At 43.9% G+C, this 17,115-nt stretch carries 16 protein-coding genes; 3 read left to right on the forward strand and 13 right to left on the reverse strand.

Translation table 11 applies throughout. The features are described 5' to 3' along the window. Positions 1-129 precede the first annotated feature (129 nt). Positions 130-2,667, reverse strand: coding sequence for a helix-hairpin-helix domain-containing protein (locus AAEY75_RS04575; RefSeq protein ID WP_352258713.1), 2,538 nt, complete (start codon positions 2,665-2,667; stop codon positions 130-132). Between the two features lie 379 nt (positions 2,668-3,046). Between AAEY75_RS04575 and ompR the strand changes: the two genes are divergently transcribed. After that, positions 3,047-3,805 (forward strand): osmolarity response regulator transcription factor OmpR, encoded by a 759-nt coding sequence (ompR, locus tag AAEY75_RS04580; protein ID WP_197215590.1) that lies wholly within the window; start codon positions 3,047-3,049, stop codon positions 3,803-3,805. 64 nt (positions 3,806-3,869) lie between these two features. Continuing rightward, the gene (locus AAEY75_RS04585; RefSeq protein WP_352258715.1) at positions 3,870-5,111 is read left to right on the forward strand and encodes a CobW family GTP-binding protein; all 1,242 of its coding nucleotides are present in this window, start codon (positions 3,870-3,872) and stop codon (positions 5,109-5,111) included. Between the two features lie 61 nt (positions 5,112-5,172). On the opposite strand, the gene AAEY75_RS04590 is transcribed toward AAEY75_RS04585, so the two are convergent. The 4 genes from AAEY75_RS04590 to ubiG form a co-directional block, all read right to left on the reverse strand. Continuing rightward, entirely contained in the window at positions 5,173-5,439 is a 267-nt protein-coding gene (locus AAEY75_RS04590; protein ID WP_110922005.1) for a DksA/TraR family C4-type zinc finger protein, read from the reverse strand. 152 nt (positions 5,440-5,591) lie between these two features. Continuing rightward, positions 5,592-6,416 carry a YciK family oxidoreductase gene (locus AAEY75_RS04595; protein ID WP_227681256.1) on the reverse strand — a complete coding sequence of 275 codons (825 nt, stop codon included), beginning with the start codon at positions 6,414-6,416 and terminating at the stop codon, positions 5,592-5,594. A 107-nt stretch (positions 6,417-6,523) separates the two neighbouring features. Beyond that, entirely contained in the window at positions 6,524-7,234 is a 711-nt protein-coding gene (locus AAEY75_RS04600; protein ID WP_197215583.1) for an HAD family hydrolase, read from the reverse strand. A gap of 77 nt (positions 7,235-7,311) precedes the next feature. After that, positions 7,312-8,139: a bifunctional 2-polyprenyl-6-hydroxyphenol methylase/3-demethylubiquinol 3-O-methyltransferase UbiG gene (gene ubiG, locus AAEY75_RS04605; RefSeq protein ID WP_110922007.1), complete on the reverse strand. Its 828-nt coding sequence runs from the start codon at positions 8,137-8,139 to the stop codon at positions 7,312-7,314. Positions 8,140-8,600: 461 nt separating this feature from the next. Here ubiG and AAEY75_RS04610 point away from each other — a divergent pair, with 461 nt between their 5' ends. Next, positions 8,601-9,224 (forward strand): thiol:disulfide interchange protein DsbA/DsbL, encoded by a 624-nt coding sequence (locus AAEY75_RS04610; protein ID WP_197215582.1) that lies wholly within the window; start codon positions 8,601-8,603, stop codon positions 9,222-9,224. Positions 9,225-9,418: 194 nt separating this feature from the next. Here the strand turns inward: AAEY75_RS04610 and yjgA are convergent, their stop codons facing one another. The 8 genes from yjgA to mazG all read right to left on the reverse strand — a co-directional run bounded on the left by yjgA (position 9,419) and on the right by mazG (position 17,103). After that, complete coding sequence (gene yjgA, locus AAEY75_RS04615) at positions 9,419-9,931, reverse strand: ribosome biogenesis factor YjgA (protein ID WP_110922009.1); 513 nt, start codon at positions 9,929-9,931, stop codon at positions 9,419-9,421. Between the two features lie 49 nt (positions 9,932-9,980). Then, positions 9,981-10,946: an RNase adapter RapZ gene (gene rapZ, locus AAEY75_RS04620; protein ID WP_352258718.1), complete on the reverse strand. Its 966-nt coding sequence runs from the start codon at positions 10,944-10,946 to the stop codon at positions 9,981-9,983. A gap of 164 nt (positions 10,947-11,110) precedes the next feature. Next, complete coding sequence (gene panC / locus AAEY75_RS04625) at positions 11,111-12,010, reverse strand: pantoate--beta-alanine ligase (RefSeq protein ID WP_352258720.1); 900 nt, start codon at positions 12,008-12,010, stop codon at positions 11,111-11,113. A 39-nt stretch (positions 12,011-12,049) separates the two neighbouring features. Next, positions 12,050-12,850 carry a 3-methyl-2-oxobutanoate hydroxymethyltransferase gene (gene panB / locus AAEY75_RS04630; protein WP_352258722.1) on the reverse strand — a complete coding sequence of 267 codons (801 nt, stop codon included), beginning with the start codon at positions 12,848-12,850 and terminating at the stop codon, positions 12,050-12,052. A gap of 92 nt (positions 12,851-12,942) precedes the next feature. Then, entirely contained in the window at positions 12,943-13,467 is a 525-nt protein-coding gene (folK, locus tag AAEY75_RS04635; protein WP_502944370.1) for a 2-amino-4-hydroxy-6-hydroxymethyldihydropteridine diphosphokinase, read from the reverse strand. Position 13,468: 1 nt separating this feature from the next. Next, the gene (gene pcnB / locus AAEY75_RS04640; protein ID WP_352258726.1) at positions 13,469-15,697 is read right to left on the reverse strand and encodes a polynucleotide adenylyltransferase PcnB; all 2,229 of its coding nucleotides are present in this window, start codon (positions 15,695-15,697) and stop codon (positions 13,469-13,471) included. Positions 15,698-15,863: 166 nt separating this feature from the next. Continuing rightward, positions 15,864-16,238 (reverse strand): ComEA family DNA-binding protein, encoded by a 375-nt coding sequence (locus AAEY75_RS04645; RefSeq protein WP_352258728.1) that lies wholly within the window; start codon positions 16,236-16,238, stop codon positions 15,864-15,866. Beyond that, the gene (gene mazG / locus AAEY75_RS04650; RefSeq protein ID WP_352258730.1) at positions 16,222-17,103 is read right to left on the reverse strand and encodes a nucleoside triphosphate pyrophosphohydrolase; all 882 of its coding nucleotides are present in this window, start codon (positions 17,101-17,103) and stop codon (positions 16,222-16,224) included. The genes AAEY75_RS04645 and mazG overlap by 17 nt, the downstream gene beginning before the upstream one ends. Between the last annotated feature and the right edge of the window lie 12 nt (positions 17,104-17,115).

Consider the following 17,115-nt stretch of genomic DNA (forward strand, 5'->3'; position numbering starts at 1 on the left):
GTATTAATGACCACTCACCTAACCAATCTTAAGATACTTTATTTTTTGCGAATGACATAAATGATAGACAAAAAAAGGCAGCCTAATGGCTGCCTTTTTTTGTCTTATAAAACTTAATTGCCCATTAGGCTATTTCTTAGTTTTGGTTACACCCGCTTCTTGCAACAGTGCACCGAGGGTACCCATCTTGCTAGGCGCTTCAGTTTTCTCAGCTCTTGGCGCTTTGCTACGATTACTGCTAGCATTGCCTTTGTCCTGACGATCACCACGTGGCTTGCTTGGTCGCTTGTCAGCAGCTGGACGGCTGCTATTTGGGCGATTGCTACGTGGACGACTAACTTTCTCATCAGAGCTAGTTTCTTTAACAGTAGGTTTTGCTGCTGAACGTGCTGGTTTTTCAGACTCAGGCTTCATGCTGAAACCAATACGACCACGCTTTTCATCAATAGAGATGACACGTACTGACACAATATCACCTGGCTTGACGCGGTTCATGGGATCAGCGACGAAATCATTGGCCATCTGTGAAATATGAACCAAACCGTCTTGATGAACACCGACATCGACGAAACAACCGAAAGCTGTCACGTTAGTCACGACACCTTCAAGCTGCATGCCTTCTTCTAAATCTTTGATGCTATTTACATCATCACGGAAATTGGCCGTCTTAAACTCAGGACGTGGATCACGTGCTGGTTTAGCCAGTTCGTCTAAGATTGCTTTTATGCTGATATTGTCATCATTAGCAGCAATTGCAGTGGTATCGATAGTATTTAGTATGCCATCATTACCGATGATTTCTGGCAAGGCTTTGCCCGTTTGCGCAAGTAAGCTATCGACCAATGCATAACTTTCTGGATGCACACCGGTGGCGTCAAGTGGATTACTACCATCATGGATACGCAAGAAGCCTGCTGCTTGTTCAAACGTCTTAGCACCCAAGCGTGGTACGTTTTTCAATGATTCACGACTGTCAAAGGCACCGTGTTCTTTACGATAGGTGACAATTTGTTGAGCGACATTGCGATTGAGACCAGCGATATGTGCCAAGATAGCAGGGCTAGCAGTGTTCACATCGACACCAACCGCGTTTACACTGTCTTGAGTCACTTTGTCTAAACTATCTGCTAATTGAGTTTGATTCACGTCATGCTGATATTGACCTACACCAATGGCTTTTGGATCAACCTTAACGAGCTCTGACAATGGATCTTGCAAGCGACGAGCGATAGATACTGCGCCACGTACAGAGACATCCATATTGCCAAGCTCATCACTGGCCAACTCACTGGCTGAGTAGACTGATGCGCCCGATTCGTTAACGATAACTGCTTTAGCCTTTAGCTCAGAATTGGCTGCTAAAATCTCTTTAATCATCGCGTCTGTTTCGCGACTCGCCGTACCATTCCCGATAGCCACTAGATCGACGTTATAAGTGCTTAACAATTCATCAATGACTTTTTTGGCTTCACCCATTTTATTATCAGGGGCAAACGGATAGACGGTTGAAACAACAGGCTTGTCTTCGCTGTCTAGCATGACATGGCCTTGAGCATCGACAATCGACATTTTGACACCATGACGAATACCAGGATCGACACCTAAAATAACTTTGCGACCGGCAGGTGCTGACATTAACAAGTGCTGCAAGTTATTTGCAAATACATCAATAGCATCTGCTTCAGCGGTCAGACGTTTTTCAGTCAATAAGCGATGTTCAATATGCGGACGCCATTTGTCTTTCCATAGGCTGCTAGCCGCTTCTGTTAAAAACTCACGGCGAGCGGCTGGTACAGTAGCATCAACATTGAAATGGCTAATAGCTTTTTCAATAAATGGGGCGTCTTCGCCTTCAATTTTCAGACCCAAAACGTTTTCTTGGCGACCACGTAGCATCGCTAATAGGCGATGATTGGGCAGACGAGCTAGGCTTTCGCTGTGCTCAAAGTAATCTTTGAATTTTTCACCGACTTCACGTTTTTCATCACTAGCAACGCTCGATACGATACTCGCCGTCTTGGCGAAACCACTGCGCAAGTTGTCTAGCAAATCTAGTGCTTGCGTCCATTCATCAACGATGATGGCTTGTACACCAGCCAATTGCTTTTCGATATCGCTGAAATCAACGTCAATCTCATTACCACTATCATCGGTGATGCTAGATTGTACTTGATAGTCTGCTAGTGCCTCTGTTGGGGTAATCTCTTGTGTTAGCACCGCTTGGGCAGCAACATCGAGACCAGCAGCACGTGCTTTAGCAGCAGGTGAACGGCGACGCGGACGATACGGTAGGTAGATGTCTTCTAGCTCAAGCTTAGACGTCGCATTGTCGATACGCGACTGCAATTCATCGGTTAAATTACCTTGCGTGCTGAGCAGCTCAGTAATTTTTAGGCGACGGGTGGCCATGTCACGCTCGTAATTGAGAGACTTCTCTAACGCTCGTAATTGCGCATCATCAAGATCTTGAGTCTTCTCTTTGCGGTAACGGGCAATAAACGGAACAGTCGCGCCTTCATCGTAAAGTTTGACAAACGCATTGACTTGAGCAGTCTTAATGCCAAGCGCGCGAGCAAGCTTGTCGTGAATATTCGCGTGTGTGGTTGCATCCAAAACCTTTGCATTTGTCGAGGTTTGAGATGGCGTTAAGGTATCAGTGCTACTCATATACGTATCAATCGTTGAGAAATGTAGTTTTGCATTATAGCAAAAGCTGCATGAATAAAAATCCTTTTTATCTTTTCGTTATTTATCGCGTGTTTTATATCAAAAATCGCCGAATATCATAGGTTCTGTCGCCTTGTTAAACAAACGCATACAGCATTTGTCCTTATGAGTGATGCAATTAGTTGTGCAATCTTATACACTAAAGTATCAATAACTAAAATATCGGTATGTTCTGGTACATTGAACAATAGTTTTCAATTAAATGAAGATATTGCTCCTGACCAGAAGTTAGATAATGATACTGCTTCATTCATAATTTTTTACACATGTTTTTATGTATATTTTCTGCTAATAATAATTTTTATAAGAGGATGCCTGTATGCCTGATAATACCAGCCCCGATACTTTGACCCAGCGTATTTTAGTCGTCGATGACGATGCACGTCTGCGCTCGTTGTTACAACGCTTTCTGGAAGACGACGGTTTTGTCGTTCGTACTGCCCATGATGGCAGCCAGATGGATAAGTTAATGCAGCGCGAACTGTTTTCTTTAGTCGTACTAGATTTGATGCTACCAGGCGAAGACGGTATTAGTATCTGCCAACGTCTGCGCGAAGACAATGGCGACATCCCTATCATTATGCTGACCGCTAAAGGTGGCGATGCGGATCGCATTGCAGGACTCGAAGCGGGTGCTGATGATTATCTGCCTAAGCCATTTAATCCAAAAGAGCTATTGGCCCGTATCAAAGCTGTATTGCGTCGCCAAAACCGCGAGCTACCTGGTGCACCTAGCCATCAGCTTGAAGTGGTTGAGTTTGGGCCGTGGACATTAGACCTATCGACTCGTACTCTCAAACGTGACGGCAACGTTGTTACTTTAACAACAGGCGAGTTTTCGGTATTAAAAGCTTTAGTACAGCATCCACGTGAGCCATTGACCCGTGACAAACTGATGAACCTTGCTCGTGGTCGTGAATGGGGTGCGATGGAGCGCTCTATCGATGTACAGGTATCACGTTTACGTCGCTTGATCGAAGATAACCCTTCTCAAGCACGCTACATCCAGACTGTTTGGGGCGTGGGCTATGTATTCGTCCCTGACGAAGCTGAAGTAGAAGTCATTAAGGGTGAATAACCTTTGGCTGATGTCATTTCTTTTAATATAGGCCGTGTTTGGTTGTTCACAAACACGTGCCAATATGATGAGTATCTCTGTGAAAAACCCTACTATTTTCCAAAACATACCCTGCACCTTAGTGACAGGGTTTTTGGGTGCTGGCAAAACCACTGTCATTAATCAGCTGCTTGCAACAAAACCAACTGATGAACGCTGGGCATTACTGATTAATGAATTTGGTCGTATCGGTATTGATGGTGCATTGCTAGCCAGCTCACAGGACAACTCGAGTGAGCAAAAGAACATTGCAATTCGTGAGGTCAGCGGTGGCTGTATTTGCTGTACCAGTCAGCTACCTTTACAGATCGCTATCAGCCGACTACTCAGTGAGCACCATCCACAGCGCCTACTCATTGAGCCGACAGGGCTTGCTCATCCACGTGAGCTAATCATGCAACTCAGTGCTCCGCATTGGCAGACAGCGCTGAAAATGCAAGCGGTGATAACCGTACTTAGTGGTGCGCAATGGCAACAAGATAAATATCGCAATCATGATGGGTTTCAAGCACATGTCCGCGATGCTGATGTGTTGGTAATTAACCGCTATACCCAACTAAGCGATAGCGAACAACAGGCATTACAAGCGTGGGTAATCACATTAAATCCGCAGGTAAACATCATTTGGACAGTATCTGAGCAGCTATCTCATGATACGAGTGACTCATCCAATATCCATCTATCAAAATCAAGCCTATCAGAGTTAAGCATTCAACTGACCAAGCCTAGTCAGACTATCTCAAAACAACGCACGATAAATATCGCTCACCCTAATAAGTCAGTGATTGGCTTACAACCTCGGATTGGCGCTATATCAGCTGCTTCATTATCTTCTCCATCATCCAACGCTCTAGTAGACAATGACGATGAGACCATTACCGATACAGAGCAGCCTTACCGCTACCATGAAACGCAGCAAGGCATACTATTGGCAGGATGGCGACTACCAGCACACTATGTATTGAAAGCTGATGAATTACAGAGTTGGCTATTAAGGCTGCCAAGCTGGCAACGCATCAAAGGCGTGGTACATACCTCTGATGGCTGGCTACAGATTAACTTTACTCCTGATAGCTTGACCACGAGCACGGTCAGTCCTCAGGTTGATAGCCGGTTGGAAATCATCTTGCAGTTGGATGAAGTTAGTCATGATGACAACGATTCAGCGGTAGAAAGCGACGGTTCAGAAGAAAGAGATAAGACAGCGCTTTCTTATTCTATAGACTGGGAAGCATACGATACTGAGCTAATGGCATTGGTTCTATAGTAATAGACAAAAAAAGGGCGGACATTGCGATATAAAATAGCAATGTCCGCCCTTTTACTTTTTAGCGTAGTTGACTGTCCTTACTACCCCGACGATTGAACAATTCGGCAGCGCGTGCCTCTTGTTCAAGTTCTGTCTGACAACCTACGCAGTGTTGAATACCTGGTACGGCTAAACGCCTTGCCTCTGGAATGGGATTGCCACATTCATCACACAGCTCAGCACTATCGCCCGTTGGCAGCGAACGTCGTGCCCGTTCCAGTGCATCATTAACGGTCGCATCCATTTGCTCGTGCTCAGCACCATCTCTTGACCAACCACCTGCCATAATTCCATCCTATTTATTATCATTAGTTATTACAAATCACTTTAATAACAGATAGATGGGGTTTTTTATAACTGATTACAACCTACTGCTAGGTGCAAAAGATATGTATGAAAGTGATAAATAACCACATTCCCTAGCAAATAATCACACCATCAATCTTTTGGTTGCAGCTCGACCACTTGCCCGCGTACACCGATGCTGTCATCACTCATCAGACAAACATAGCCTGCCATGATATCTTCAGGTGTTTTTAGGCTCATAGGATTTTCGCCTGGGTATGCATGGGCGCGCATGTTGGTACGAGTACCACCAGGATTGACACAGTTAAAACGCAAATTAGTGGTGCTCTGCGTCTCCTGAGTAAAGATATCACTCATACCCTCTACCGCTTGCTTTGAGAGCGCATAAGCCCCCCAAAATGCACGAGGATGTGTACCAACTGTACTAGACGTAAAGACAATAGAGCCATTATCCGCATCTTTAAGTAGTGGTAGCAACGCTTGGGTGAGCATAAACGTCGAGGTAAAGTTAACTTTCATCACTTGAGAAAAGGTATCAACGTCATACATCTCAAGCGGCGTCAGCTGTCCAAGCAGACCTGCATTGTGCAAAATACCATCCAGTTTACCGACTTCTTTGCCAATCAATCCTTCGAGCTGCTGCATTTCAGCATACGTTGCGCCTTCTAGATTCATCGGTAACATCGCTGGTTGATTACCACCAAAGCTCTCTATCTCATCATACACATATTCCAGCTTGCTACTGGTACGTCCAAGCAGCAGAACCGTCGCACCATAGCGAGCGTAGGTTAATGCAGCGACTCGACCAATACCATCACCGGCACCCGTCACCAAAATAGTCTTACCATCTAAACAATTATCAGATGGCACAAAACGACGAATATCATCATGAGTTAAAGGTTGCTTGGTGTTTTGAATATCTTGTTGGTCAGCCGATTGGTCAATATTTGCGCTCATGTAATTGCTCACTGCTTATCGTTTAATAGGTTGGGATGTTTTCTTACATTGTCTGATTCAGAGTTATTCATTGGATATCATTTATATCCATACTTTTGCTCTATGTTTTATAAATAATCAAATTTACCAGATGTCAGCAGCAATTTACTTAATTGCTCAGGTGTCTCGGTAATGTAGTCTGCGCCCCACTTCTTTAGGTTTTTTTGATCTTGCGGCGGGATATAACCATATGCTGCCAAAATCGTCGGCATGCCAGCTGCATTACCAGATTCGATATCGCGTATATGATCGCCAACATAAATCACACAGCCAGCTGCACCACGAGGTATACCTAGCTTTTCGAGTGCCATATACATAGGCTCTGGATCAGGTTTTGGGCGAGACACGTCATCAGGACAGACCAACACCGCACAGCGTTCGTCCAACTGCATTGTGTTTAATAGTTTCTCTGCCAAATAACGCGGCTTGTTAGTCACAATACCCCATGGCACTCTTTTCGCTTCGAGGTCTGTAAGCACTTCCTCTAATTCAGCGAATACACAGCTATCGACACATATATCTGCCTCATAATCATCCAAAAACTGCTGACGAAAATCAAGCAAGGTTTCTTCACTGACATCGAGTTGCTCGTTATGTCGTAACATCAACTGTACCATCGCTGAGGCCCCGGCAGAAACCTGCTCACGTATCTCCGACTCAGGTGGTGCTTGCCAATTGTTTTCGAGGCTCATCTTACCGATGATACGGACGAAGTCAGCAGCAGTATCAATTAAGGTCCCATCGAGGTCAAACAACACTGCTTTTACAAATTGGGCCATAGCAAATACTCTCAAGGTGAATAACAAGATTAATAAAATATGATGTCACAAAAGCAACCGAACACAGTATCAGATTTTTAAGCCATTGGTTTTTGTACAGCAATCATATAATTGACATCGACATTCTGTGCCAGCCAATAACGCTTGGTCAATGGATTATAATGCAACCCAATGATGTCTTTACGCACAAATCCAGCATTGCCTGCCATTTTATCTAATTCGGCTGGGGTAATAAACTTGGCATAATCATGCGTACCACGATCCAGTAAGCGCAGTACGTATTCTGCTCCAACAATGGCAAACAAATATGATTTGGGGTTACGGTTAATGGTCGAAAGTACACAAACGCCACCTGGTGCTAGTAGATCAAAACAAGCCTGCACAATTGAACTCGGATCAGGAACATGCTCAAGCATTTCCATACAACTCACCACATCGAACTGACCTGCATGCGTCTGTGCTAAGCTCTCTACTGGAATATGTTGATAGCGCAAAGTATCCTCTAAACCACTCTGCTCTGCATGTAACGCTGCTGCTTTTAGATTTTCAGTACCTAAATCAACCCCCGTCACATCAGCGCCACGACGTGCCATTGATTCTGACAATATACCGCCGCCACAACCGACATCCAGCACTTTTTTACCCGCTAATCCAGTCTCAGCTGACTTGCTAGAGTCGTGGCTTTGATAACTGCGCTTAACGTTTTCTTCTATCCAATTTAAGCGTAATGGATTGATTTCATGTAAGGTTGCAAACGCGCCCGTATTGCTCCACCACTCACTGGCCAAGTTGTTAAACTTTTCAACTTCGCTAGGATCGACATTGATAGCATTAGCATGGGTATCATTGACGGTGGTATTCATTTGCTCATTCAAAGAAGGCTGGGAAGATAGAGCTGAACTCATAGCGTTTTTCCTTTATTGTCATTATCATATACAGTACGCAATTATGCGTTTAATATTAGCATGCGAGCAGCCATTTTGTTGTGAGGACATCGTCACCGATTGTGAAGTGTGATAACAAACTCTAGCCAATCATCACTTTGAATCATTTGGGCCGCCACCCTTGGTAATAAGCTCAAGCAGCATACCATTCAGACGACCAAACTCTAAAAACAATATCAAAAGCCATAAAAACTAATAATAATGAGTGTCTAGAACAATAAGCAATATACCTTAAATAATAGCTCACAGCTTTACAACCATTGGTTAAGAATCAGATTCACAAGTACACACATTTTACATTATCATAGTCGATACGCTATTATAGTTAGATTATACTCGACGCTATACCGTTTATACACTCAAAACTATTGCTATAGAAGCCTCCTAACACACCCTAAATCTCTACATCTCAAGGATAAAGTATGAAACGTGTCATCACACTGACTGGTCTAGCCATGGCTATTGGTCTTGCCACTACAGGCGCACAAGCCGCTGATTATGTCGCTGGAAAAGACTATCGCGTGCTAGACAATCCAGAAAAAATTAGCGGTGATGCTATCATTGTTCGTGAGTTTTTTTGGTACGGTTGTCCGCATTGTAACGCGTTGAATCCACATATGGAAAAATGGGCAAAGAATAAAGATAAAGACGTTGCCTTCTTCAAAACGCCAGCAGCAATGAATAATGTTTGGGAAACCAATGCTCGTGGTTTCTATGCAGCGCAGTTATTAGGATTCGAAAGCAAAACACATGATGCCATGTTTGATGCAATCCACAAAGATGGTAAAAAACTGTTTGACCAACAGTCAATAAGCAAATGGTATGGTTCACAAGGTGTTGACGAGAAAAAATTCAACAGCCTTTATAATTCATTCGCTGTTGGTACAAAAATTGGTCGCTCACAAGCTGGCGCCAAACGCTATCAAGTATCAGGTGTACCAACGGTTGTGGTACAAGGTAAATATGTCATCAGTGGTCAAGACGCTACTGTGCCTAAGATCGTTGACTTTTTAGTCGATAAAGTTCGTGCTGAAAAGAAAAAATAGTATAGCTTCTATTTATTATATATAGATAAGAGATATATTAAGCCATACAAAAAGCCAATCATATAATGATTGGCTTTTTTGTGTTTCAGTACTGCTGTTTGAACATTTTGGCTAGCCTGTAGGTCTATAAACACTATGTGCCTATAAACTGTGGTTTCTATAAACTAAGCCTGGCTATCAAGTTTATACGTTCATTATTTTTTTAGCTGTGACAGTATAGCTACTTCACGAATATAACTGGCCAAATCTGCTTTTGACTCTGACATTAGCTCATCATCATTTGTATGCTTAGCATACTCAATCCAAAGCAATAGCTGATACATACTATGGTGCTCAGAAGCTTTATATTGTTTAACAAACTGCTTGAGCGTACCTTCATCATTGATATTGAGACGCTCATACCAGCTCTCTATCTTAGAAACTTGCTCTTTAGGAAAGTATGAATCAAATAGTGCCTTGATCAGCTCATGACGATTTTCTTCAATCATAAGCTTGCCAACACGTTTGGTCTGACGATTACGCGCATTGGCGCTAGTAATATCGGCAAGTGCCATCAGCTCTGCCATAAAGTAATCACTGGCAGGCAAGGCTTTCAGCTGTTTTTTTGACAAACTCGCAAGCGGTATCGATAACTGCTGTAAGCGCTCATGGGCTTTTTTGAGTTCTGTGCGCGAGACGCGCATATCCTGTTCTTTCCAGTCGATCATAAAAGCTTTCCAAAATAATAAATAATAAAATGAATAGTGTCTGCTGCTATTACCAGCGACTTTTTTCGCGATGTTTAGCCAGCACTTTTACGCCTTTCGGCATAACATCAGCAAGACGACGCTGTAAATTATCGGTGATGAATACGGAACGGTGCTTACCACCAGTACAGCCAATCGCCACTGTCACCGTATGGCGGTTATTGTGTAAAAAATCTGGTAGCCAACGTGTTAAGAACTTTTCGAGATCATCGATCATCTCGGCGACTTCTGGATAATCGGCAAAGAAGGCTGCCACTTCAGTATCTAAACCTGTCGACGTACGTAGTTCAGGGTTCCAATGTGGATTGGGCAAAATTCTCACATCGAATACAAAATCAGCATCAATAGGACTGCCGTATTTAAAACCGAAAGACAGCAAATTAATGACTATCTGATTATCGACACCAGTATGCTCGCGCAAACTGTCTTTTAATTGATGGATATTCAGCGTGCTGGTATCAATTCTAATATCGGCATGACCCGCAATTGGTTCTAATAGCTCAACTTCTTTTTTGATAGCCGCTGGTAAATTAAAAGCGATATGCTTTGCATTATCACTATCAATATCCTGCGACATCAAAGGATGTACCCGTCGAGTTGCATTAAAACGTGCTATCAATGTGCTTTCTTGTGCGGTCACATAGAGCACTTGAACAGCATTTGCGCCATACGTTTTTTTGAGCAGATCATGTGTTTGTGCAAAGTTAGATAAATCAGCACGCGGCGTACGAATATCGACACCAAGCGCAATACGATGAATACCACTTTCGTTGACCAATTTATGCGCTGCATCGGGTAACAAGGACAGTGGCAGATTATCGATAGAGTAATATCCCAAATCTTCTAAGATATTCAATACCGAGGTTTTGCCTGATCCTGAACGGCCCGATACGACGAGAATACTAAGTGTATCAGAGGTTGCTTTACGTGCTGCCGGCTCAGACTGGTCGTTGTTTTCGCCTTGATTTATATCCATGCTCTATCCATCCTAGTCCATTGCACTTAACAAATCGCCATGTATATATAGTCAATCCTCTATAAAAGAGTGACAGCGTTAACCTCGCTTGAAGTATGATATATACATCTGCACTCGGTTGCCTTGACTCTCTTTTAAACTGAACCAACTATAACTAACAGTAGCTAATCTACTATCACTAATTGATTGTCCAATAAACGCGCACGTCCTAGCCAAGCAGCAACCAGAATAATCAAGTTTTTATTTTCTACGTTAAAAATATCAGTCTCACTAACAACCGAGTCTAGAGTATCAGTTTTTATTTCTAAATAATCAATCGTGAAACCAGCATCAGTAATACGCAGCTGGGTTTCTGCTAGCAATGATTGAACAACTTGCGGACTCTGCTCACCAGTCTCTAACCGTTCTGCTAAATACTGCAACGCTTGATGTAATACCGGTGCTATTTGACGCTCAGTAGCGCTCAAGTATTGATTACGCGATGATAGTGCCAAGCCATCAGTCGCACGGACAATGGGTGCACCGATAATATCAATGGGGTAACTTAAATCACGTACCAACTGCTGAATAATCGCTAACTGCTGGTAGTCTTTTTGTCCAAAAACAGCAATATCAGGTTGTACGATATTAAACAATTTAGAAACGACAATACCAACACCATCGAAATGTCCTGGGCGCGACTGACCACATAACTGAGTCGTAATATCACCGGCAAGAACAAAGGTTGGTGGCGGTAATACTGGGTACATCTCATCAATACTAGGCGCAAAGACATAGTCTGTATCAACAGTGGCCAGCTTTGCAACATCCTCATCTAGCGTGCGAGGATAGCTATCAAAGTCCTCTCCTTCTCCAAACTGAGTAGGATTGACAAAAATACTAACCACTACAATATCAGCATGTTGCTTAGCAATTTTCACTAATTCAAGGTGGCCATCATGCAGGTTGCCCATCGTGGGTACTAAGGCAATACGTGGTTGGCTGCTCTGATTCTCGTTTTTTTGACCACGATAAGACCGTAAAGCGGCACGCAGTGCTGAGATATGATGATGGATAATAGGCATGATTAAATATTCTTCTATCTATAATCGTAAAACTAACTATTAATTGAATTGATGCTGCTCAGTAGGAAAGCTACCTTCACGTACTGACTGCTGATAAAGGGCAAATGCCCCTTCAATACTGTGCGCAGTATTACGCTCATCTGTGAGAAAATCATGAACGAAGCGCGGCACACGGCCGTGAGCCATACCTAACATGTCATGCATAACCAAGACTTGACCGTCAGTATCTGCACCAGCACCAATGCCAATAACTGGCACGGCAACCGCATCTGTCACTGCTTTTGCAAGCTCAGCAGGCACACATTCTAATACTAGTAGTGCAGCACCTGCAGCGACAACTGCTTTGGCATCAGCAAGCAGTTTGTCCGCCGCCTCATCACCGCGACCCTGAATTTTGTAGCCGCCAAATACATTGACCGACTGCGGGGTAAGACCAAGATGTACACAAGTGGGTGTACCTGCCTGTGCTAAGGTAGTAACCAATTCACAGAGCTCACTACCGCCCTCAATTTTGATCACGTGCGCGCCTGCTTGCATCAGCTTACGGCTATTAGCAATCGCTTCTGGCAGTGTCACATAACTCATAAACGGCAGATCAGATAAAATGAGTGCATGGCTGTTACTACGGGCGATATTGGCTGTATGATAAGCCATATCATCGACCGTCACGGGCAGCGTTGAGTCATGGCCTTGCACGACCATACCCAAACTATCACCGATCAAAATGGTATCAATTTCCGCCTTGTCCATCATCCGTGCAAACATAGAGTCATAGCACGTCAAGCAAGTGAACTTAGTACCTTCTTTTTTAAATTTATTTAACGTAGATAGCGTCGTCATATGACCCTCAATTATTCTGCTGTGCAGCTACTCATTAATATTTTTTATCAGTCATTAACAATGCTAACAACGACTATTCTAACATTTGAAAATCATGCGTCGTTTGCCAGTAACTTCAAACCTGTCCAATCTGCACTCTGTAGATAATCACCGATCGGCGTACCTTTGATTATCAAGTTTGGCGCCAATTCCCGAAGCGGTATCAGTACAAAGTTACGCTCAGTCAATCCAACATGCGGTATGCTTAATTGTGGCTCTGCAATGCGTACTTCACCATACAATAAAATATCGACATCGAGACTACGCTCTCCCCAATGTCGTATACGAGCACGCATGGCTTGCGACTCTAACTGCTGGCAAAATGCAAGCAGCTCAAGCGCGGGTAACGTCGTCTCAAAACCAACAACCGCATTGACAAAATCAGGCTGATCCTGCGGCCCCATAGGAGCTGATGCGTAAAATGAAGATACTTGAACATCACGTACCTGCTCATGCTCTCGCATTGTTGCAATGGCTTGCTGCAAATGCTCTGCTGGTGAACCCAGCTCATTAGCAATATTGCTACCTAAGCCTACATAGCAGGTAACCCAATCAGTATGATCCGTATTGTTATCCATATTAGGCATTTTCAATACTTGGCTGACGACGGCGACGCTTCGATGGCACAGGGCCCTTATTGTCACTCACGTTATTAGCAGTAACCTTGCTATGAGCCGCTTGACTGATTTTAGCAGCTTTGCTTTCTACCGCTTTTTCTGATTTTTTAGCTGTTGCAGGAGCAGCAACTTTCGCTACTTGCTTATGTTCTGACGGCTTATTGGCTTTAGCATCGGCTTTATCAGCGGACTGAACTGCCGACTTAGGTACTTTTTTCGTATACTTAGCACTAGCAGTAGCTTGCTCGTTATTAGCCGCTATTTGAGGCATTACACTGTCTACAGTAGGCTCACGACGACGGCGCTTATGCGGTATTGGCTCATTATTCATACTTACTAGTGCAGGCGATCTGGCCACCGAACGAGTAACATGTGTCGTAGATACAGGCTGAGTCTCTGATGGTTTAGCTCTAGATGATGGAACACTATTTGAACGAACTGTACTTGTACCTTCTGCTCGCTCCGCCTTTTTAGCTGAAGTATTCTGAGTTGCTGCTTTTTGCTGCACAGGTTCATTAGAACGTTTTGACTTATCATTACCTGACAGTTGCTTTTGTAATGGTGGCACGACTTTCTCATGCTCTATAACAAATAACGGCGCAGGCTTAGAATGATGGCGTTTATTTGCAGTTTGGCTGCTAGTATTGGCAAGAGATAACTGCTGCAACTGGGCAAGCTCAATACTGTCCTGCTTTGCTTGCTGAAACTCTTGGCTATTGCTTTTGTTGCTACCAGACTGCTTAGGAGGAGTCGATTGACTTGCAGCGCGGCGGCGGCGTGCTGGAATATTTGACGCATCATTTACCATTGTCTGCTCATTCCCACCCTGCTCGGCACTGTTACTCGCTTTGCTTTGCTTGGTATTTTTTTGATGAGAGACTGTGTTATCACCACTATTTGACTCTGGCTTTTGACGATTACGCCCGCGACCACGCTGCCCTTGCTGCTTGTAGGCACCACGGCGGATATTCTCATCGAACTCATCTACAGCTTGCTCTTGGTCTTGCTCAGACAATGTCTGATACGTCTGCCACCAGTCACCCATACCATTAGTTGACTCTGATAGCGGATGCTCAGCATCGCCGCATTGCTCGCGTAATAACAAAAAGTCAAAACCTGCACGGAAGCGTGGATGCTCAGAGAGCTGGACGATTTGTTTGCTACGTGGGGCTGCAAGTTTTGGCTGTAATACCCAAATATCACGGATAAACTGCTCTGCAAACTTAGGAATCGCGGTCTTAATACGTTGACGGTCAATCACTTTACCAGCAGCGTGCATTTGTGCTTCAGCAAACGGCATATTACGTTTTTTAGCTTTTGCCAACTGATGGAGGTAGTTTTCCCACAATAGCGCGGCATAAAAGAACGCAGGATTGATACTTTTACCCGCTGCAATACGTTTGTCCGTATTGATAGCCACTTGTTTGACTAGCGCACTTGGCTCAGACGGTGGATAAATAATTAAGCTGTCAATCGCACCTGATTCAAACAATAACGGCAGCAGTGGTACTAAATAGCCACCCGTAAACATCTTTTGCGTTTCATCATAGAGGCGATGCGGTGATATTTGCTCAAGCAGCGCCCAATTACCATCATGAAACTGATCAGACAATGCCTCATCAAACTCAAAACCGAGCTTGGCCTTAAAACGTAAGGCACGTAATAACCGTACTGGGTCTTCTTCTATACGAACGGGCGCATGGCCAAGCAGTCGAATGATTTTGTTATCAATATCTTCAAGCGCACCACAAAAATCATGAACCACACCTTTAAGCGGTTGATAATAGAGTGCATTGATAGAAAAATCACGACGAGAGAAGTCCTGTTTGATATCACCCCAAACATTATCACGCAGAATCATGCCATCTTGATTGGTATTAGCATCACTCGTTGGCGGACCACGGAAGGTAGCAACCTCAATCAGTTCTCTGCCTGAATACACGTGCGCCAACTGAAAGCGGCGACCGATAATACGGCAGCGCTTACCAAAGACGTCTTTGATTTCATGCGGTTTGGCATCAGTGACCGCATCAAAGTCTTTTGGACGCAGACCCAATAAGGTGTCACGCACACCACCACCGACGATATATGCGTCAAACCCAGCTCGGGTTAAAGTGGCAATTACTTCAGTAATGGAATTGGGTAATTCAGATTTATTCAGTTCTAACTGCTTGGCGGCACGCTCGGCCATGCATCTACTCCTCGCCGGTATTCTTTGACCACCCCTGATGAACACAGCGTTTATCAGGCGGATGTACCCACTAGTTTAACAAATTTTGGACGCAGTAGGTGTGTTATGACATTTACTTACGTGCTATTTTGTCAATATCGGGGTTAATTAAAGCAAAATAATGCCCTTAATCTTGTACGCTTAAACGTCTTCGATTTTTCTCAACGGTTTTTGCACCGATACCTTTGACCTTTGCCAACTCATCAACTGTCTTAAAATTACCAAACATCTCACGATATAAAATAATCGCTTGGGCCTTGCTGCTGCCGATACCATTGAGTGAAACCAACTCACCTTCGCTGGCACGATTGATATTCACAGTATATTGCTCACGCGCTTGAGTTTTAGCATTTTCTTGTGACAACAGGTACTCATAGGCACGCTGAGGATCATCAAAACAGGGCGCTGCATTAGCATTGTTAAGTATCAAAATAGCCAAAGCACAACCTAAAATAGCAGTCTTGGCTACGCTAGCAAATGAGATTTTAGAATGAGCGTTCATGTTGTTTCGCCGCTTCCCACAGTGCATCCATTTCTGTTATATCACTATCTTCTAATCGCTTGCCAGCTGCATCTAATTGCGTTTCAATGTAGCCAAAGCGAGATTTAAACTTGTGCACGCAAGTTAAGGTAGCCGCTTCTGCATCAAGGTTTAACTTGCGCGCGACATTGACTAGGGCAAACATACAATCACCCAGTTCTTTTTCGACTTCTCTAATATTGGCTTTGCTTATGTCGTATTTAGCAGCTTCTTTAGACTTATCCGTCAACTCATTTTTTAGCTCGGCAATCTCTTCATCTAGCTTATCCACTGCCCCTGCAATACCTTCCCAATCAAACCCTAATTTTGAGGCTTGCTTTTGTACATCTTGTGCTTGCATAAGCGCACTACCCACTTTGGTATTATCCAAACGTCGCTTTGGTTTACCGCGTGCCTCGCGTGCGTGCTGCTCCTCCGCTTTAATCTCATCCCAGCGTACTTTTACCGCTACGTCGTCTGTTAGTGTTTCGGCCTCAAACACATGCGGATGACGACGAATCAGCTTCTCTTGTAAGGTCGTAATGACATCACTTATATCAAAGCGCCTTTGCTCAGCATACATCTGACAATGAAACACCACTTGCAGTAGCACATCGCCCAGCTCGCCTTTGATATCTTCATCATCATCGCTTTGTACCGCTTCGCCTAGCTCATAAGCCTCTTCGATGGCATAAGGAATGAGGCTATGATTGCTTTGCTTCTTATCCCATGGACAATCAACTCGCAGCCGCGCCATCAATGCTAAAAGATCGTCAAGCTGGCCTGTGGCTTCTGGTGTTCCTTGTACTGGTACAGGCACTGTGATTTTATTATCAGGAGTATTCATAAGGGAGGCTCT

Origin of the sequence: Psychrobacter sp. TB55-MNA-CIBAN-0194, assembly GCF_040309505.1 — a bacterium.
Lineage (GTDB): Bacteria > Pseudomonadota > Gammaproteobacteria > Pseudomonadales > Moraxellaceae > Psychrobacter > Psychrobacter fozii.